This is a genomic window from Gimesia aquarii (assembly GCF_007748195.1).
In the GTDB taxonomy this organism is placed as follows: Bacteria; Planctomycetota; Planctomycetia; order Planctomycetales; family Planctomycetaceae; genus Gimesia; species Gimesia aquarii.
The window spans coordinates 3,734,070-3,752,228 of record NZ_CP037920.1 but is presented as its reverse complement, the minus strand read 5'-3'; the positions used below and the strand labels follow the sequence as shown (position 1 = coordinate 3,752,228).

14 protein-coding genes and 3 tRNA genes are annotated in these 18,159 nt (G+C 45.4%); 11 read left to right on the top strand and 6 right to left on the bottom strand.

Features of this window, described 5'->3' with window-relative positions:
• Nucleotides 1-103: 103 nt before the first annotated feature.
• Together V144x_RS14705 and V144x_RS14700 are read right to left on the bottom strand one after the other, a co-directional pair.
• Nucleotides 104-1,363: an FG-GAP repeat domain-containing protein gene (locus tag V144x_RS14705; RefSeq protein ID WP_197998433.1), complete on the bottom strand. Its 1,260-nt coding sequence runs from the start codon at nt 1,361-1,363 to the stop codon at nt 104-106.
• A 113-nt stretch (nt 1,364-1,476) separates the two neighbouring features.
• On the bottom strand, nt 1,477-1,935 hold the full coding sequence (locus V144x_RS14700) for a hypothetical protein (protein ID WP_144985896.1): 459 nt from the start codon (nt 1,933-1,935) through the stop codon (nt 1,477-1,479).
• 206 nt (nt 1,936-2,141) lie between these two features.
• On the opposite strand from V144x_RS14700, the gene V144x_RS14695 reads away from it, so the two are divergent.
• On the top strand, nt 2,142-2,633 hold the full coding sequence (locus V144x_RS14695; protein ID WP_144985895.1) for a hypothetical protein: 492 nt from the start codon (nt 2,142-2,144) through the stop codon (nt 2,631-2,633).
• A 103-nt stretch (nt 2,634-2,736) separates the two neighbouring features.
• Nucleotides 2,737-3,594, top strand: coding sequence for an SGNH/GDSL hydrolase family protein (locus V144x_RS14690; RefSeq protein ID WP_144985894.1), 858 nt, complete (start codon nt 2,737-2,739; stop codon nt 3,592-3,594).
• Between the two features lie 21 nt (nt 3,595-3,615).
• Here V144x_RS14690 and V144x_RS14685 read toward each other — a convergent pair whose 3' ends face one another.
• On the bottom strand, nt 3,616-4,746 hold the full coding sequence (locus tag V144x_RS14685; protein WP_144985893.1) for a zinc-dependent alcohol dehydrogenase family protein: 1,131 nt from the start codon (nt 4,744-4,746) through the stop codon (nt 3,616-3,618).
• A gap of 201 nt (nt 4,747-4,947) precedes the next feature.
• Here V144x_RS14685 and V144x_RS14680 point away from each other — a divergent pair, with 201 nt between their 5' ends.
• The 3 genes from V144x_RS14680 to V144x_RS14670 all read left to right on the top strand — a co-directional run bounded on the left by V144x_RS14680 (nt 4,948) and on the right by V144x_RS14670 (nt 8,250).
• On the top strand, nt 4,948-5,769 hold the full coding sequence (locus V144x_RS14680; RefSeq protein ID WP_197998432.1) for an alpha/beta fold hydrolase: 822 nt from the start codon (nt 4,948-4,950) through the stop codon (nt 5,767-5,769).
• A gap of 32 nt (nt 5,770-5,801) precedes the next feature.
• On the top strand, nt 5,802-6,335 hold the full coding sequence (locus V144x_RS14675; RefSeq protein ID WP_144985891.1) for a flavodoxin family protein: 534 nt from the start codon (nt 5,802-5,804) through the stop codon (nt 6,333-6,335).
• A gap of 193 nt (nt 6,336-6,528) precedes the next feature.
• Nucleotides 6,529-8,250 carry an MFS transporter gene (locus V144x_RS14670; RefSeq protein WP_144985890.1) on the top strand — a complete coding sequence of 574 codons (1,722 nt, stop codon included), beginning with the start codon at nt 6,529-6,531 and terminating at the stop codon, nt 8,248-8,250.
• A gap of 13 nt (nt 8,251-8,263) precedes the next feature.
• Here the strand turns inward: V144x_RS14670 and V144x_RS14665 are convergent, their stop codons facing one another.
• Nucleotides 8,264-9,466 (bottom strand): sialidase family protein, encoded by a 1,203-nt coding sequence (locus V144x_RS14665; protein ID WP_197998431.1) that lies wholly within the window; start codon nt 9,464-9,466, stop codon nt 8,264-8,266.
• Nucleotides 9,467-9,854: 388 nt separating this feature from the next.
• Here V144x_RS14665 and V144x_RS14660 point away from each other — a divergent pair, with 388 nt between their 5' ends.
• The 3 genes from V144x_RS14660 to V144x_RS14650 all read left to right on the top strand — a co-directional run bounded on the left by V144x_RS14660 (nt 9,855) and on the right by V144x_RS14650 (nt 15,382).
• A complete protein-coding gene (locus tag V144x_RS14660) occupies nt 9,855-13,085 on the top strand; it encodes a DUF1553 domain-containing protein (protein WP_144985889.1) in 3,231 nt (1,076 codons plus the stop codon).
• A 50-nt stretch (nt 13,086-13,135) separates the two neighbouring features.
• Nucleotides 13,136-14,527: a DUF1501 domain-containing protein gene (locus V144x_RS14655; RefSeq protein ID WP_144985888.1), complete on the top strand. Its 1,392-nt coding sequence runs from the start codon at nt 13,136-13,138 to the stop codon at nt 14,525-14,527.
• A 159-nt stretch (nt 14,528-14,686) separates the two neighbouring features.
• Nucleotides 14,687-15,382: a GntR family transcriptional regulator gene (locus V144x_RS14650; protein WP_144985887.1), complete on the top strand. Its 696-nt coding sequence runs from the start codon at nt 14,687-14,689 to the stop codon at nt 15,380-15,382.
• A gap of 46 nt (nt 15,383-15,428) precedes the next feature.
• On the opposite strand, the gene V144x_RS14645 is transcribed toward V144x_RS14650, so the two are convergent.
• Both V144x_RS14645 and V144x_RS14640 read right to left on the bottom strand, forming a co-directional pair.
• A complete protein-coding gene (locus V144x_RS14645) occupies nt 15,429-15,956 on the bottom strand; it encodes a carboxypeptidase-like regulatory domain-containing protein (RefSeq protein ID WP_144985886.1) in 528 nt (175 codons plus the stop codon).
• An 82-nt stretch (nt 15,957-16,038) separates the two neighbouring features.
• Nucleotides 16,039-17,133 carry a DUF1559 domain-containing protein gene (locus tag V144x_RS14640; protein ID WP_144985885.1) on the bottom strand — a complete coding sequence of 365 codons (1,095 nt, stop codon included), beginning with the start codon at nt 17,131-17,133 and terminating at the stop codon, nt 16,039-16,041.
• 628 nt (nt 17,134-17,761) lie between these two features.
• Between V144x_RS14640 and V144x_RS14635 the strand changes: the two genes are divergently transcribed.
• The 3 genes from V144x_RS14635 to V144x_RS14630 all read left to right on the top strand — a co-directional run bounded on the left by V144x_RS14635 (nt 17,762) and on the right by V144x_RS14630 (nt 18,154).
• Nucleotides 17,762-17,833, top strand: a tRNA-Phe gene (locus tag V144x_RS14635).
• Nucleotides 17,834-17,973: 140 nt separating this feature from the next.
• Nucleotides 17,974-18,058: transfer RNA gene (locus V144x_RS28395), tRNA-Ser, on the top strand.
• Nucleotides 18,059-18,080: 22 nt separating this feature from the next.
• Nucleotides 18,081-18,154: transfer RNA gene (locus V144x_RS14630), tRNA-His, on the top strand.
• The last annotated feature ends 5 nt before the right edge of the window (nt 18,155-18,159 follow it).

Here is an 18,159-nt window from a genome sequence, read left to right as displayed (position 1 = left end):
TTTAAATATTAGCAAATAGCGGTGCCTTTGTCACCTAATTATTGGAATAAATCCGCTGTTCCCCAAGTTTTGGCAGCCTGATATGGAGATTGAAAGTGCCTGATTATTGCTGTTTTTGGGGTCGTCCTTCGTTTTTCCACCAGCGAACTTCCACACTGCCCCGTTCTGCACAGGCAATAATATCTGGCTTTCCGTCTCCATTCATGTCAGCAATGATGACTTGATTGGCACTGCGCCAATTGTCTTTCAAGAGATGCTTTTTCCACTTCTGAAGGGGGTCACCTGAATTTTCAAACCAGGCCACGCGCCCAGGATTGCGCCAGGTTGTAGCCACGATATCAATATCACCATCCGCATCCAGGTCTGCAGCGATGGCTTCGAATGCATCGTCAAACTTTTCTTGCACGACATGTTTCTTCCAGCCATCTTTGCTTGGATTGTCGTTCTCATACCAGACGATCTCGTTATCTTCCCGGCGCTGCGAACTTGTCTTGTCTTTCGAGCCTGGTCTGAAGTAAAAACCGAGTGCCATGACCACATCCAGATCTCCATCGCCGTCCATATCAACGGGGTTTCCATGTGTGGGGCAACGCGATTGATCGTCGATCATGTGTTTTGACCATTTTATGCCCGTAGTACTTTTTTGGTTTTCATACCAGACCACTTGATCCATCCCACGAATCGTTCCCAGCAGGTCGGGATCACCATCGCCATCAAAGTCGGCAACGCGCATCGTGCGGGTTTCGCTAACATTTTCTTCAATGAGGTGTTTTTTCCATGCACCACTTTTGGGTTTTCCACTATTTTCGAACCAGGCAAACTGGTTTCCCAGCCTCCAACTCGAAGCGGCCACATCCAGATGACCATCATGATTGAAGTCGGCCAAGGCCACATCATAGGCGCCCGGTAAGTTGGTCGTAATGATGTGTCGTTTCCATAACTGGTCGTTATTCGGAGAGCCACTGTTTTCGAACCAGATCAGGTGTCCGCGCAGATTTTTGACGATCACAATATCTAAATCGCCGTCATTGTCGACATCGCCGACTAAGTGGCGTTCCAGTCTTTCCGGATCGTCTTTCTGAATGATGTGCTTTTTAAAGATTCCCTTGCCGTCATTTTCAAACAAGTAAAGTTTATTGTGAGGCGTGTAGTCGGCGCTCGATAAATCGAGATCGCCATCTTGATCATAATCCGCTGCGGCGATTCCATAAGCGTAAGCATAATTATCGGCAATGAGATGCTCAGAGAATTGAACCGAAGGTGGGTTTTGTTTTTCTTGACTGAGTGAGGTGCTGCCGCAAATGCAGGCGAGTATCAGGCCTAATAAGATAACACTGACAGTGGGATCGTTTCGAATTCGCACGTCTGCACTCTCCTGAAATAAAAGAGACGACAATTTAGCTCAAACGGATTGGCTTTAGTAGTACGTGTTCGTCATTAAAATAGGGTAAGTACAATTCAAAGGTGGTTCAACAACTACTTCTCGCTGATAACCGGATAACTAGTAATGACTCCCACAGGAAGCATTGTGTTCTCGCCTTGAATACGTTTTATTTTGGTGAGTCTATCAATGGCAAGATTGAGCTGTTTGGTATTGGTTGACATCAATAGTGCTCCTCCTGGTTGAATCACGATGAGGTATCCTGGTTCCCCCGGATTGGGAGTCCATGTGCCAACTTCGATCCAAAGGCAGCATCCGGGGTTTTTGTTCGCCTTGTATATGCTTCCCCATTTACTTTTGAGGGACTTTGACAAACGAGATGCTGCCGCCTGAATTTCGGGGGTACTTGATTGGTTAACGGCAACCTGCCAGGGCCATGTGACGTAATTACCTTTTGCCTGCGAGGGACTATTTTCGCCAAAAGCCGTTGCAGTTCCGAAGAATAACAAAACAGACAAAGAAAAACATGTTAAACAGATCATACTTATTCGCATGCTTTTGTCCTTATAACTGAGTACGTTGTAGTATTATATTTATTGTTCTATTGTATGTTTTTGAGACGAGCTGGAATACATTTTTCTGGTTAAGACATTCAATTTGTATTAGAATCAACTGGTTAACTAATTAACAATGGTCTGTGCATTTATTTTCATCATGGATAGTAAACAGCCAAATGCCTATTAAGAAAGGCAGTTCAATAATGGTTCAGTCGGTTGGTACCATTCTCAAAGGAGTTTGTGTAGGCGCGTTTTCTGGCTTGCTGTTGGGCTTTTATATTTGTGTGCTTACTTCCCAAAATGTAATTCAACGAGCTGACTACACTCATCCTATTCTCTATGAAAATGCGGATGGGAGATACAACACTGCGGTCATCCTTAGTTTCGTGCTTGTTTTTTCTGTTGTGGGACCTTTCGTGGCATCGGCGTCTTACGGTCGTTGGATGCGGCATGCTATTTATGGTTTAGTAGGATGTCTCGCGATCGTCGTTGCGGTTGCTCTCATTGGAGCAGCAATCAACAATGAACAGCCTTTTAATATGCTTAAGGTAGCAGAAAGATCTTTTATCGACGCAGCACGGGTTTATGGTATCCCGGCATCATTTGTCATTGGACCATTTGCTGGAATTATGATTGGCAGATATCGAAATAAGCGACGTGAAGCAGATACACATCAAGCAGTTACTGAAGTGTGAACCTCATCTTTTTTCTTCCCTGATCGTCAATAATATTTTGGAATTTGAGTGATCTCCTTACATGTTACTATGTCGTAATTAATATAATTCTCTTCAACATCATATGAATCCGATTGTCTTTCATCTCGTCTCAGGACAGGCGTTTTTTACAGGGGCCGTGTTTGTGATGCTGGCGGCGTGTTTATCCACGTGTGAGAGTCGCGTTGTAAAGCGTGTGATGGTATTGGTCTTTTTGCTTGGCATGATTGCGATTGTCGTTTCATCAACGCCCCTGCCTTACTGGTTCTATGGGTGCGCGGGAGTGATCACGCTAGTCTGGATAAGTTCCTGTTTTGTCAAGAAATGGCGGCGCTGGTCGGCTTATGCTGTGATCGGTGTGTGGGCAATCGCAATTGGGTTGGAAGCGCCTTATCACCTGACGCCGACGCTGAAGCCGGTCGCTTCTCGATCAATGACAGTGATCGGGGACTCCGTAACTTCGGGTTTGGGAAACGATAAAATAGAAACATGGCCACGGATTTTGGCACGCGAGCATGATTTACAAGTGCAAGATATTTCGCACGTAGGGGATACTGTTTCGACAGCACTGAAACGAGTTCAGAAAGAACCTGTTGATCCTTCAATCGTTTTATTAGAAATTGGTGGAAATGATATTCTGGGATCGACGACCACTGAGCAATTTGTGAAAAATCTGGAGGCATTGCTGACTGAGCTAGCAGCACCGGATCGGCAATTAATCATGCTGGAATTGCCGCTACCTCCGTTCTACCATGAATACGGTCGTACTCAGCGGAATCTGGCGCAGAAATATGATGTTGCTCTCGTTCCCAAAAGGATATTTCTGTCGATTCTTGCTGGGGGCGAATCGACGTTGGATTCGATTCATCTTTCAGAGGCGGGACATCAGAATATGGCAGATGTAGTTTGGGGACTCGTCAAACCCGCTTATACTACTCATTGAAATCTTGTGAATCGGAGTTGTTCATTTCTCAAACGTCACGACTTGTCGAACAGCGGCCCCTGTGGCGAGATCGTCGAAAGCTTCGTTGATCTCGTCCAGTTGGATCGTGCGTGACAGAAGTAGATCCACGGGTAACAGGCCCGCCTGATACATGGCGATAAAACGTGGCAGGTCACGTCGGGGGACAGCGGAACCCATGTAAGAACCTTTGATCGTACGTTCTTCCGCAACCAGGCTGACGGCGGGAACAGAGAACATCTTGTTAGGATGCGGAAGCCCGATTGTAATCGTTGTGCCGCCGCGTTTCGTGGCAGCATAGGCTTGCTGCAGAACTTGCTCGTTGCCCACGCTTTCGAAGGAGTAGTCGACCCCGTTTTGCATGTCTTTGATTTTTGTGACCGGGTCTTCTTCACGGGCATTGATTGAATGTGTGGCACCAACTTTTTGGGCCAGATCCAACTTATCCGGGAGTAGATCGATGGCGAAAATCGTTTCTGCGCCGGCAGCGCGAGCCCCCATGATGGTGCTCAATCCAACCCCGCCCAGACCGAAGACTGCCACACTTGATCCCGGTTCTACTCTTGCTGTGTTAACGACGGCTCCGACACCGGTCATGACGGCACAACCAAACAAGGCCGCCGTACTCAAAGGAAGCTGGGAATCGATTTTAATCAATGATTCTTGTGCAACGACCGTATACTCGGAAAAAGCGGAAACGCCGAGATGATGATTGAGTTCTAATTCGGATTGATTTTGAAAATGCCTTTGACCGGAAAGCAATGTCCCCGCAAGGTTGGCTTGAGCCCCCGGCTCACAGAGCGCGGGCCTCCCCGTTGCACAGGGAATGCAGTGTCCGCATAATGGAACGAAGGAAAAGACGACATGGTCATCTGGCTTAAGATCATGCACGCCCTGCCCGACTTCGCGGACAATGCCGCTGGCTTCATGCCCCATCACCATTGGCATAACTCGGGGACGAGAACCGTCAATCACAGACAGATCGGAGTGGCATAAACCCGCGCCGGCCATTTCAACCAGAACTTCTCCCAGACCAGGGTTGGATAACGTGACTTCTTCTACGACCAGCGGTTTTGATTCGGCATAGGGAGTGGGTTGCTGCATGTCGTAGAGAACGGCGGCGTTTGTTTTCATCTTCATCTATCCTTAAGAACAGACATTGTCGAATACTTTCATTTCGCTTAAAAAGATGTTAAATGATCTTATCAATCGCATGTAACGACTACCAGAACCAACGGAAGAAAAAAGCGACTGGCAATTTATATTGCACTTCGTAGATTGAGCTTATTAATGAATGTCAAGGCGTACAAATCGACTCAAGTAAGAAAAGCGGTCATGGATTCGTATTCTTTGATGCTGGAACATTGGGAGGTTCCATTTCAGGAGCGCGACCTTGAAACGAGCTTTGGCACTACGCATGTCATTGAATCGGGAGACAAGCAAAACCCGCCGTTGGTATTACTGCATGGCGGTGGAGGAAATTCCACGATGTGGTTTCCGAATATTGCTGCTTTGACGCAGCATTTTAAAATTTATGCGGTCGACATTGTTGGCGAAATGGGGAAAAGTGATGACACCCGGTTGTCCTATACAACGGATGATTATCCAAACTGGTTAGGTGAAGTCTTTCACGAACTGTCGCTTTCTCGTTCCCATCTGTTGGGAACATCATTGGGTGCCACCTTATCAATTCAATTTGCGATTCGAACACCTGAATTCATCGATCAATTGGTACTGGTCGCTCCCCCCTCATTAGAGAAAATGAACACTGGATTTATTTTAAGAGGCCTATTATCTGCTCTGTTTCCGACTAGCTCAATTACAAAAAGTTTTTACCGCTACATTACGTCGCCAAATTCTGTTCAACCTCCCGCATGGGCGTTAGAAGACCAAGTGGTGCGGTCAAAAGCACAACGTTTAAATTTAAATGCAATTCCCGTTGTAACTGAAGAAGATCTGTCCAAACTACCAGAATCAACGCTCTTGATTCTTGGCAAGGATGATCGGATTTATTCCATTGATGCTGCGGTGAACAAAGTGAAAAAAGCCGCACCCCAGGTTACCATTGCTGTGATTGAGAATGCGGGGCATGTAGTTACCGTAGAGCAACCTGAAATATTCGCGAAAACGTTTTTCGAATTCATGAATCTCGCATAGATAATTTGATTTGGTAAACGAGCACATAAATAATGAAAACACTCGTAATTTATTTTTCCTATTCTGGAAACAATCAGTTACTCGCTGAGTATCTTGCCAAACAGATGGAATGCGATACCTGCCCCATCATTGAAAAGAAACATCGCACCATGTTGACGATCATTTTAGATATGTTCTTTAAGCGGAACCCAAAAATTGAACCGCTTGCGCACACGGTTTCAGATTATGATCATATTATTCTCGTTGCCCCAATTTGGGACTCAAAAATAGCAAATCCCATGAAATCTTTGCTTCGACGTGAGAAGGAATCGCTGCCTGCTTATTCTTTTATTTCACTTTGTGGCTATGAACGCGCCGGGCAAAAAGAAAGCATTTTAGAACAATTGTCTGTTTTGACAGGACAGGCTCCAAAAGCAGTTTGTGAATTAAAAATCTGTGAACTCTTTCCGCCTGAGCAAAGAGAACAGATCAAAACCATTTCACGTTTTCGTGTGAATTCTGAAGATCTCGTCAAATTCGAGATGCCGATTAACGAGTTTCTTAAATTGATCAATGCCGTTCAATGAAAAGATTCCTCCCACCATAATGCTTGCTTCTCAACCCAAAACGTGATCACTGCATTCAAGGTGTTAGATCACGTAAAGCTGTCTAATTTGAAGCCAGTCTCAAACAATTTAGTGCTCGTTTTCATATCAAATTATTGTTATACTTTCGCATTCCCCAAATGCTCACAGACTCTGATGGAAAGCCTAGAATCGAATGTCCAGCACCGAACCAACTACATCCTTTGTTCGTTATCGTGTGATTTTTGCCTGCATGCTGATGGCGATTTTGTTGTATCTGGATCGATTTTGTATTTCGTTCGCAGAGGTTTTTATCAAAGATGAGTTGGGGTTGAGCGACAAACAGATTGCGATCATTCTGGGATCGTTTTTCGTCTCTTATGCATTTTGTCAAGTGCCTTCCGGTTGGTTAAGCGACCGTTTTGGCGCGCGTACAATGCTGACTCTTTATATTTTGATGTGGTCACTGTTTACCGCACTCACCGGCTTTGTGACCGGTTTCATAATGCTGTTACTGTTTCGCTTGGGGTTTGGGGTAGGACAAGCGGGAGCCTATCCTACGAGTGCGAATATCGTCAGTAAATGGATGCCACTTTCCGCACGAGGCATTGCCAGCAGTATGGTCGCCGTTGGGGGACGTTTAGGCGGTGCGCTTGCTCCAATTCTCACCGCATTTCTGATCGTGTTGTTCGTGCCGATTTCTCAGTCGTCTGAATTGACTACCGGTGATCTAATGCAACCACAGCAATTTGCCGTCAAGTTTATGGAGAATTTAAACAAAAAACAGAAATATGAAACGACGATTTACGACCACCTCACTCCAGAAAGTAAAGAGTATCTCAAAGCAGCGGCTTCAGAAAAAGAGACTGAAACGGGAACGGCCGTTGAAGCCGACTTTCTAGTGAATTTGAATTCCATTTTGCAAAACGACACGCTGTATCACTCTTCCGATTTTGCAGATCTGAAACTGAATCAGCAAGCAGAACAATTGCTCATTATTACTCCTGGTGAATTGAATGTTGAGGAGAGATCTCGATTGAACCGGCTCTTACTGGAGGCTCGATACTACACTGAATTTCGGAAAGTTCAGGGCAAAGGCTGGCGCCCCGTGATGGTGGTCTATGGGGTGTTTGGAATCGTCATTGCCGGTTTCTTCTGGTGGACCATTCGAGATTATCCACGGATGCATCCATCCTGTTCCGAGCAGGAGTTGGAAGCAATTGAATTTGGACGCAATGAAGAAGACAAAGACCATACAAAAGAGATTGGTGGAATTCCCCTGAAAGCGATTGTGGAGAACCGAAGTCTCTGGATGCTTTCTTTGTCTCAATTTTGTACGAATATCGGTTGGTTATTTCTTGTTACCTGGTTACCACGTTATTTGGACGAGACATATCAAGTGCCCTTGAAAGAGCGCGGAACAATGATCACTGTCGCACTCGCAGTTGGTTGGTTCGGCACTCTGTCCGGTGGTAAAGCGACCGACTGGCTGCGGAATCGAATCAGTTTGCGCTGGAGTCGTGTGCTTCCAATTGTCGTGTCACGATTCACTGCCATGGCTGCCTATATCTTGTTATGTTTTCTTGATGTCTCTCCCTGGGTAGCAGTGGCCTTATTTTCTGTGGTCGCTTTTTCGACCGACTTTGGATCTCCTGCCATGTGGGCTTTTAATCAAGATATCGGGGGAAAACATGTAGGGTCTGTGCTTGGTTGGGGAAATATGTGGGGTAATCTGGGAGCAGCAATCGCTCCCTATCTAATGATCTGGGTGATTGGCGAAGACGATCATTACTGGAGCATGGCTTTTGTTACCTGTGCAATTGCCTTTTTCGTTGCCGGCGTGGCTTCGCTGGGTGTCGATACGGCGCAAACTCTGATTGTTGACGAAGAGTCTGAAGGCGAACTGGCATCGACTTAGTCCAGAAATAGAATTACTTACTTTTCGCCAGTTCATCCAGCTCGGAAAGTTTGAGACGTACACTGCGGATATAAGGCGCTTTGCCTTTGTCCCAATGGCCGTAGGTGGTGACGATGAAAGTGCCATCGGGGAGGACTTCCACGCCGGGGTAGGCACAGTCGGCGCCTTTGGTATTATCTTTTAAGCGGACGTGGTACTGTCCTTCGTTTCCTTTGACGAGATCATCGTAAGTTCCCACCCAGGCCACCCAGTCGCCTTCGGTGGGCGCGGTGTGACCTTTGGGAGTTTTACTGCGAAACGATATGAGTAGTCGTCCAGAGATGGGATCGTATTTTCCGGTATGACGATCTCCGTTCAAGGAACCGGGAAGATCGCGGGGCTTCGTCCAGGTTTTACCTTCATCGTCTGAGAAAATGATTTGCGAGTTATGTCGCCGACTATTTTCTCTCAATAGAACAGCGAGTTGTTTTCCGTCTGGGGAACGAATGATGCCAGGCTCACAAATATGGTAGTCGGAGGATTTATGAATTGCATCAGGATCAGACCAGGTCAAACCACCGTCTTTGGAAATCGTTTTATAAAGAGTGAAAGCGATCGGTGATTCCTGTTTGGAATTTTTGGAGATAAATCGCCCATCATCGTGAAACAGAGCGATGTAATGGCCTTTGCCTGTTTTCAGCAGTTCGACACAACCCATGACGACGATGCCGCCCCAGTCGCCAACCTGTTTGAGCTCGCTCCAGGTTTTGCCGTCATCTTCTGTGACTGCCATGCGTGTCGGATATAAACCGGAAAACATGATGATTCGTTTTTTACCATTGGCATCAATAACCCGATGCAGAGTAGGAACTTCTCTGGATGTCGCCCAGGACGCGGGAGTCGGGAGACGTTCACTCCAAGTTTTGCCAGCGTCATTCGAGCGTTTGTAAACAATACCCCCTTTCCCGTGCCCTTTAGGATAGACACAGAGCATCGTTTTGTTGTCTTCCAGTAAAACAGTGGTGGGATGTCCCAGATATTGACCTGCTTCACGATCGACGATCACCTGCCGATGGGCTTGGTCATTGAGGTCAATGTAAGGGATTGTAAATCCGGGTTTCTGTGGTTTTACTTGAGTGGTACCGGGTTCAGATGCAAACGAAGTTTGAAACCAACAGCAAATAATGGCTGGGACCATCAGAATTTGACTCATATACGTGAGAGCTTTCAATATCATCAAAAGTCCTTACTGTCTGGGAGCATTGATTGATTTCAGAGTGCCGCTGATAAGAATTCGTTACATGTTCTATCAGACTTGAAAGTGGCGTTCATTCACCCTAACGAGGAATTGATATCGCTTCAATATCCATATTCACAATAACATAGAGGCATAAAGCATTATTGCCCTATGTGAAGAATCAAATTATGAATCACTCTTGCCGAAAAGCCTTGAATCTTGTTCGATTCAGGTGCTTTTTTAAATAATATATTGTTATTCCCGATTTTTCCCGATATGATATAAATGCTACTTGATGTATCTGATTGTGATACAACAAGATAGATAACAGAGTTCCTCAGCCTGCTTGGCTTTTTCCCACCTGACCTCAACCATCGTAGACATGATCATGAAAACTTTGCAAAAAGTGACATTCGGCATCGTATTCACGGGTCTTTTCGGTTTACTGACTCCCGCGTTTTTCGGAGCAGAGTCACAGCCAGATCAAGCAGGGCTCGATTTCTTCGAAAAGAAGATTCGTCCTGTTTTGATTCAGCACTGTTATGAGTGCCATTCAGAGGATACCAAAAATCTCAAAGGGAGTTTGTTGCTGGATTCAAAACACGGGTTATTAAAAGGTGGTGACTCGGGGGCAGCTCTTGTTCCTGGCAAACCAGCAGAAAGCCTGTTACTCGAAACCTTACGTTATGGCGAAGATAGTTATCAAATGCCTCCCAAAGGCAAGCTACCCAATGAAGTGATTGCCAATTTTGAAAAATGGATCGCAATGGGCGCTCCCGATCCACGCAACAAAACGAGCAAGAAACAAGTCAAAGCAGAAATTGATTTTGCGAAAGCGCGTGATTTCTGGTCGTTTCAATCTCCCCAAAGCCAGCCAGCTCCAGCCGTGAAACAACAGAAATGGCCACTTAACAAAATCGACTACTTTATTTTAGCTGCGCAAGAATCGAAAGGTTTTGCGCCTGCTCCCGCGGCTGATAAACAGACTTTAATTCGTCGTGCCTATTTCGATTTAATTGGTTTGCCTCCGACACCGGAAGAAGTTAAGCAGTTTGTGAATGATTCTTCTCCACAAGCCTATGAAAAACTGATTGATCGGTTGTTAAACTCTCCGCATTACGGCGAACGCTGGGGACGCCATTGGCTCGACGTCGCGCGGTATGCAGAAGACAACACGAATATGGGACCACACAACGGTCCTTATCCTCACGCGTACCGTTATCGTGACTGGGTCATCAAAGCATTCAATGATGATTTGCCCTATGACAAGTTCATCATTCGTCAACTGGCGACCGACTTCCTCCCAGAAACAGGACCCGAAGATTACCCCGCGTTGGGTTATATGGGATTGGGGCCTTCCTACCATAAAGAAGTCGCACTTTCCCGACTCACGCTGGAAAATCGCTATGCGGACGACTGGGAGGACCGTGTCGATAGTTTGTGTCGTGGTTTGTTGGGGCTGACCATGGCATGTGCCCGTTGTCATGATCATAAGTATGACCCTTTGACTGTTGAAGATTATTACGGTATCGCAGGTGTTTTTGCGTCGGTTCGACAGACGACTCGGCCAATCATTCCCGATGCAGAAATTGCGAAAACACAACCTGCCCGTGATAAAGCAGATAAGCTCACAAAACAAAATACAGAACTGACTGAGAAAATTAGAACATGGAATAAGCGAAACGCCTTACTTAAAGAAATCATTAAAAAGTCGCCGAAACCAGAGTCGACTTTGATCGCACCTCGACCAGACATCAAAAAGCAGGCCATTATCAAATTCTTTCCCCCGGCAGAAGAATTGAAGCAGAACACAGCCCAGATCGCCAAATCCAATAAGACCATCAAAGAGAATAAGGCGAAAATTGCTGACATCAAAAAAGCAACTCCCGGTTTTGATCTGCCACTGGCTGATGCGCTCACTGAAGAGCAAATTCGAGTTGAAGAAATCACAGCAGACCGGATGAAGATCGTCTATTATCCCAATAAGCCGCGCGACTTAAATGTGTTCATTCGCGGAAGTGCCAACAACCTGGGAAAACTTGTGCCACGACGATTTGTGCAAGTGCTTTCAAAAGAGAAACCAAAGCCTTTTCAAAAAGGGAGTGGTCGACTGGAATTGGCGCATAGTATTGCGAACCGCGACAATCCTTTGACGGCGCGAGTCATGGTGAATCGAGTGTGGCTACACCATTTTGGTGAAGGTCTGGTTGATACGCCGAGTAACTTTGGAAAAACGGGAGCCCTTCCCAGTCACCCGGAATTATTGGACGATCTCGCTGTCTGGTTTATGGATCAGGGTTGGTCGATCAAAAAGTTACATCGACGGATCATGTTATCAGCCACGTATCGGCAAACTTCAAATGTCTCATTGTCGGAAGCACAGAAGATTACTGATCCGAATAATCGTCTTTTGTCTTACTTCAATCGAAGACGACTGGAAGCGGAAGTCTACCGCGATGCGTTATTAGTGGCCGGCGATAATCTGGATCTGACAAAATCAGGACCTTCCGGCGATATTGACGATTCCAAATTTGATCGGCGCGGTGTTTATGCGATGGTCTCGCGTCACAAACTGAGCACATTCTTACAATCTTACGATTTTCCTGATCCCGCCATCCATGCGGCCCGACGTGCCAACACGACGACACCATTACAACAACTATTTGTATTGAATTCGCCGTTTGTCAGGCAGCAAGCACAAAAACTAGCGAAAAGGCTGGAAGGAGAATCTTCAGAAAAACGAATCGACGCCATTTATCAAATCTTATTCTCACGTACGCCGACACGTTCCGAAATGCAGATTGGCCTGCAGTTTATAGAACAGACCGATTCTACTGGCACACCCACACCCGCTGTTGAACAGATCCCGACATTTGCAGGCAAACGTATCAAAGCGAATGTCAAAAAACTGGGTGACCGCTACTCGGTTGAACTTTGGGTGAAAAACCAGATCCCCAATGACCAGCGTATCATCACCGGTTATTTCTTTTCACGTGGTAAAGATTCTGCTCCCAAGGCAGCCGGCGACCATTTAGGTATCGCGGGAAAATATCGACCTAACAAAGAGGGGCGGCTGTTTTTCTACAACGGTGATCAAAAAAGGCAATCACTTTTCGGAAACACGGTGATTCAACCGGGAACCTGGAATCATGTAGTCATGGTTCGCGACCAGCAAAATATTAGGGTTTATCTCAACGGAAATTCGAAACCGGAAATTTCAGGAAAAGCGAAGCCGGGGTATGAATCAGGTGTTTCTGAAATCATTATCGCTGGTCGGAATGATAATTTTTCGAATTTCCACGGGCAGCTGGGGGCGGTTGCGGTGTTTAATCGTGTTTTGAATCCCAATGAAATTCAAAAACATTTTCAAGCAGCCAAGCTGGAAAAAGACGAGCTTGCTCATGCTGAGTACCTGGCTTCGATTTTGGAGTCAGACCCGCTATCCTGCTGGCCATTACGGACTGACAATCCGAAATTTTCTCAAGCTGTTGATATCACAAAAAACAAAAATAACGGGACTTACGAAGGCCGGCAGGATGTTGATCCCAAGAAGCTCACACCTTGGCAACGATACTGTCAGGCTTTGCTCTGCAGTAATGAAATGATGTTTGTTGACTAATGTTTCCATCCTCGTTATTACATATTTGATAAGCTAAAGAGACTCAGAAGATGATCAATACAAGCAGACATGGAATATTGACCCGACGCGAAATTCTACAGAAAGTGGGCGGCGGTTTTGGTATGATGAGTCTGGCTGGTATGCTTTCCACTTTGGACGCAGCCCCCAAAAAAGTACCGCAGCAAACTCCCCATTTTGCTCCCAAAGCAAAACGCGTCATCTTTTTGTTTATGAGTGGCGGTCCTTCTCAGGTTGATACCTTTGATCCGAAACCTGCCTTGAAAAAGTACGAGGGGCAGCGTCCCGCGGCGGCAAATATTCGAACTGCTTCCAAAACAATGGGCTTGCTCCCTTCACCCGTCAAGTTTATTAACTCGGGAAAATCAGGTATTCCCGTTTCAGAGCACCTTCCCAACATTGCCAAACATGTCGATGACATGGCGATTATTCGCTCAATGCATACTGATTTTCCCAATCATGCGCCAGCGCTGTGCATGATGAACTTAGGAACGCTCACGCCTACTCGTCCCAGTCTCGGTTCATGGTTAACGTATGGTCTGGGAACTGAGAATCAGAACTTGCCCGGTTTTCTTGCACTGTGCCCTGGTAAACCCGTGGTTGGTCCCAAATTATGGGGGAGTGCATTTTTACCAGGCAAGCATCAGGCGACACATATCAATAATAAAGATCTGACGCCAGAGAAAATGATTCCCTATTTGAAGAATGAGGCATTGACTCCCGAAGAACAGAAAAAACAGTTGGATCTGGTACTGGCAATTAATAAACAACACCTCAATAACAGAGTGGGAGACAGTGCCCTTGAGACACGAATTAAATCAATGGAACTAGCTTACCGGATGCAGTTTGCAGCAACGGATGCATTTGATATTTCGCAAGAGCCTGAAAAATTACAGGAAGCTTACGGTAAGAGCGAGTTTTCGAAATCTTGCCTTTTGGCGCGCCGCTTAAGTGAACGTGGCGTGCGATTTGTCCAAATCTACTATGGGAATCGACAACCGTGGGACACACACAGTAATCATGACAAGAGTAATGAGCGACTTTGTAAAGACATAGATCGACCAATTGGACAACTGATGACCGACTTGAAACAACGGGGTTTGCTGGATGAAACGCTCATTGTCTGGGGAGGCGAGTTTGGCAGGACTCCGACTGCACAAGGGGGCATCAATGGCCGTGATCATAACCCGTTTGGATTCTGCATGTGGCTGGCGGGCGGCGGAATCAAAGGTGGAGTCGTACATGGTGAATCGGATGAATTCGGGTTCCGCGCCATGCAGGACAAAGTTCATGTTCACGATCTACATGCCACGATTTTGCATCTTCTGGGCATTGACCATGAACGGCTGACTTATCATTATTCAGGGCGAGATTTTCGCCTGACTGATGTGGCTGGAGAAGTTGTACAAAATATCATTGCCTGAGGAATCAAATCAATAAGACTCCCTTTTTTCAGGTATGTTGTATTCCTTTTTCAGAACTTATTGCAGCCCCTCTTTTAACTGCCTCTCACATCATATATAATATACACAATGCTTTAGTGTGAGATTGTAAGCATTTACACGGCCATTCAAGGAAATGTCATGTCTACTACCAATCTACCTGGATCGTTCTCCATGGTTCCCAGAGGGAATATCCGTGAGGTTGTCGTGCAACGAATTCTGGCAGCGGTGATTCGAGACGAATTTCCCGTTGGACACCGGATGGTGATTCAAAATCTAGCCGAGCAATTTGGAGTCAGTGCTACCCCCGTTCGCGAGGCTCTGGTCGAATTGGCTTCGATCGGGATTGTTGAAAACCTTCCCAACCGTGGTGCGGTAATGCGTGAATTTGGAGTCGCTCAGATCCGTGAAATTTATCAACTTCGAAGAATTTTGGAAGTTGAAGCGATTCGAACAGCGTGTGGGAATATTGAACCAAGACTACTGTCTGAAATGTCAGATGAGTTTGCAACGATCGCCAAAGAGCCTCGGGGCGATAGTTGGTCACAAAAAGCGATGTTGCTTGATATCAAGCTACATACATTGATTGCAGATCATTGTGGCAGTGTACGTTTGCAAGATGAGTTACGCCGATACAATACCCTGGTTCAAGCAATTCGCGAAGTTGTTGACAATGAAAGTCAGGCACAAGAAATCGCGCTCTCGGACCACAAACAAATCATCAAAGCGCTACAATCAAACGATTGTGATCTCGCTGCACAAACAATGGAAAAACATATCTGTAACACAGCAAATCTGGTTGAAAAATTAATGCAGGAACGACTCCAAAACAAGTAAGCTGAGTTGGTGACTTCTTTCAACAATTACATTGAGATTGGTTGGATTATTTCAAATCAAATTGGAAATGGTTATCCTGCTCAGGATCCACTTTAGCTTCCAATTTTGAAACGGTTACATCAGAATACTGTCGCGGAATCATTTGTGTTAGTTCTGGCGGGGTTTGTGCCTGCGTCAGAACTCCACCAGCAGATACAATTTTGTCAGCCTCTGTGACTTTCGCTTGATACTCTTCTTCCGTCATCTTTCCGGGAGGAGCCATTTTCAAAATGGTGACTTTATAAGTCCCTGGGACAACACCATTTCTTTCGTCTCGAGGTCCGAAGTAGGATTTCAGTTCAAATTCTCCCATCTCATTAGTCGTGGCATTAATTGTTGCATTCGCTGATTTTATTTCTGGATTATAAAAAACAACCGAAGCTCCCTTTACAGGTTCACCTTTAAATAAAACCGCGCCTTTGACAGGAACTGTTTCTGGAATTTCACGAGTTTCAGACGAACAACCGGCCAGTGAACCAACTACGAAAAAACAGAGTGTGATGCTGATTCGATGTAGACAATTAATGCAAAACATGATTAAAAGCCTCGTAAAATTGTAATTCTGAATTTGGAAATGACACACGTGCAATCGTGCAACGCCGTGGTGAGGATTTTTTTTAGAACTCACCAACCGTCTCAGTTCCATTTTTCGTCCCCAGGGCTCCCCAAATCCCGTAATGACTTGGGCCACTAGTGGCTGGTGCCGCGCCTAAGTTTCCTGTGTCGATATTTTCACTGACAAAACGTACGGCGCCATCAGCCAGGAGAACATGTGCGCCTCCTTCGTGATAACTACTGGCACTCGCAAGCGCCCAACTATCGCCGTGTGTATTCGACATGCATGAAGGACTATTGGGAGGTAACACTGTACAGAATCCGGCAAAATGTGGTTGACCATGTTGCCACATCCCCCCCATATGTCTGTCTTTCTGGACGCTCTGACCTGCGTTGTAGAGTCCACCACTGGCGGTTGTAAAACAGGTATTCGGCGCCGTGAGAACCGAGCTCACACCATTGGCAGCCAAACCACGAACGTCTCTGTCATTACCAGAATAGATACCTCTTTCTGCTAACATGATTGTATTGCTGGCACCGTCGATAATATCTCGAAAGCGAGTACTGGATTGAAATCCAAAAATTCCCCTTGTATTTCTGACACCCCAATTATTTATCGTGTCCCCCATGCAAAAGACGTAGCTTTGTGGGACCGTCCAGCCAAAATTTCGATAGGATGCAGGTGCTGGATTTGAAGGACAAAGAATTAAAGAAAGCTTTGCTTTCCAGGGGGCGTAACCTCCATCATCGCGTGAAGAGCCAAATGCCGGGTAGCTTCCCAGTGGTGAAGCAATTTGATTAAATAAAGGTGCCTGATCAATATAAGGTAACAGACCAATGAATCCACTGACACGGCTTTCATTTCCACTTCCAAACGTACCCGTCCCACAGCCATCAGTAACAGGGCTACCTCCAAAACATCGACCATTGGCGGTTCCCCCCATCATGTGGACAAAGACCCCAAACGTGTCATGATAATTGTGCAATGCCAATCCGATTTGTTTGAGATTATTCTTACAGGTAGATCGACGCGCTGCCTCTCTTGCCTGTTGTACAGCTGGCAAGAGAAGCGCGATCAGTATCGCAATAATCGCGATAACGACCAGTAATTCAATCAGAGTAAAACCGTTCTGTTTTCGGGGCTTGGACAACATCATTTTCACTCTCCTTACAAAACATAAAACGATCTATAGAAGTAGAATAATAAAATCAAACATATAATATATTATATATGATATAAATTGTATAATAAGGTCAATAGAAATCACTCGCATCTCAGAACTTTTTGTGAATTTCTACAGTTATATCTGACGCCCTAAATGTGAACTATAGTACCCTTGTTGATACAATTCCTCACTTCACTGAATAAGTAGATTTCATAGAACAAGGCTAAATGAAACGAAGGTCATCTGCTCTTAACAAATTCTAAGATAACTGAATTTGATATTTCAGTTTCGAATACATCTCTCAAAATACCCACCAAATTTTGTTTTGATTTCTTTGTTAGTAAGGTAGAAAATTCAGTTTAGCACGAACTTTTATTCACGGATTCCGTCTTAGTTGAAACAAAAGAATTCTAAGTTCGAATCAACTAGTAAAGGAGCAGTTCCAAAAGTGATTACACAGAATAGACTCTTTAATTATGGTATAGGAAAGGCGAATCATTCCTTATTCAAGGAAGATCAGTGCAGTCACTTGCTCTGCTTGTAACACCCGGTATTTGCAATTTCGAATGTATATATAGCCTGGTGTTCTCGTGACATCAGGCTTTTTTGTTATCTGGAAGAATCGGTAGCTGAGACGGTATAGCGACGGTCTGAAGAACCGTAGACGAGGATTCGAGCGCCTCCCGATTCATTTATCAAATTCTTACCTCTTTGATCTAATGGACAGGGAACAAGCCTTTGAAGTCAAAGATACGAGTTCAATTTCCCCAAGAAATACAAAGTAACGGAAATCCGTTCGATTTGATTGAATCATGAAAATTTTTTCTTTCAGGAAGTCATCCGGCTGGATGAGGAGCCTGTCTTGAAAACAGGTGGCGATTAAAATCGCTTGTGGGTTCGAGTCCCACGGCTTCCGCTTTTTGTTGAAATTCGATATGGTGTTCGTAGTGTAATGGTTTTGCACGTAACACTGTGAATGTTAAAGAGGTGGGTTCAATTCCCCCCGAACACCCTTTT

Bases quoted from the DNA above. Each gene is read 5' to 3' on its own strand.
- V144x_RS14700 (WP_144985896.1), bottom strand. From the start codon at position 1,935: ATGCGAATAAGTATGATCTGTTTAACATGTTTTTCTTTGTCTGTTTTG.
- V144x_RS14695 (WP_144985895.1), top strand. From the start codon at position 2,142: ATGGTTCAGTCGGTTGGTACCATTCTCAAAGGAGTTTGTGTAGGCGCG.
- V144x_RS14655 (WP_144985888.1), top strand. From the start codon at position 13,136: ATGATCAATACAAGCAGACATGGAATATTGACCCGACGCGAAATTCTA.
- V144x_RS14680 (WP_197998432.1), top strand. From the start codon at position 4,948: ATGGATTCGTATTCTTTGATGCTGGAACATTGGGAGGTTCCATTTCAG.
- V144x_RS14665 (WP_197998431.1), bottom strand. From the start codon at position 9,466: ATGATATTGAAAGCTCTCACGTATATGAGTCAAATTCTGATGGTCCCA.
- V144x_RS14650 (WP_144985887.1), top strand. From the start codon at position 14,687: ATGTCTACTACCAATCTACCTGGATCGTTCTCCATGGTTCCCAGAGGG.
- V144x_RS14660 (WP_144985889.1), top strand. From the start codon at position 9,855: ATGAAAACTTTGCAAAAAGTGACATTCGGCATCGTATTCACGGGTCTT.
- V144x_RS14670 (WP_144985890.1), top strand. From the start codon at position 6,529: ATGTCCAGCACCGAACCAACTACATCCTTTGTTCGTTATCGTGTGATT.
- V144x_RS14690 (WP_144985894.1), top strand. From the start codon at position 2,737: ATGAATCCGATTGTCTTTCATCTCGTCTCAGGACAGGCGTTTTTTACA.
- V144x_RS14675 (WP_144985891.1), top strand. From the start codon at position 5,802: ATGAAAACACTCGTAATTTATTTTTCCTATTCTGGAAACAATCAGTTA.
- V144x_RS14640 (WP_144985885.1), bottom strand. From the start codon at position 17,133: ATGATGTTGTCCAAGCCCCGAAAACAGAACGGTTTTACTCTGATTGAA.
- V144x_RS14645 (WP_144985886.1), bottom strand. From the start codon at position 15,956: ATGTTTTGCATTAATTGTCTACATCGAATCAGCATCACACTCTGTTTT.
- V144x_RS14685 (WP_144985893.1), bottom strand. From the start codon at position 4,746: ATGAAAACAAACGCCGCCGTTCTCTACGACATGCAGCAACCCACTCCC.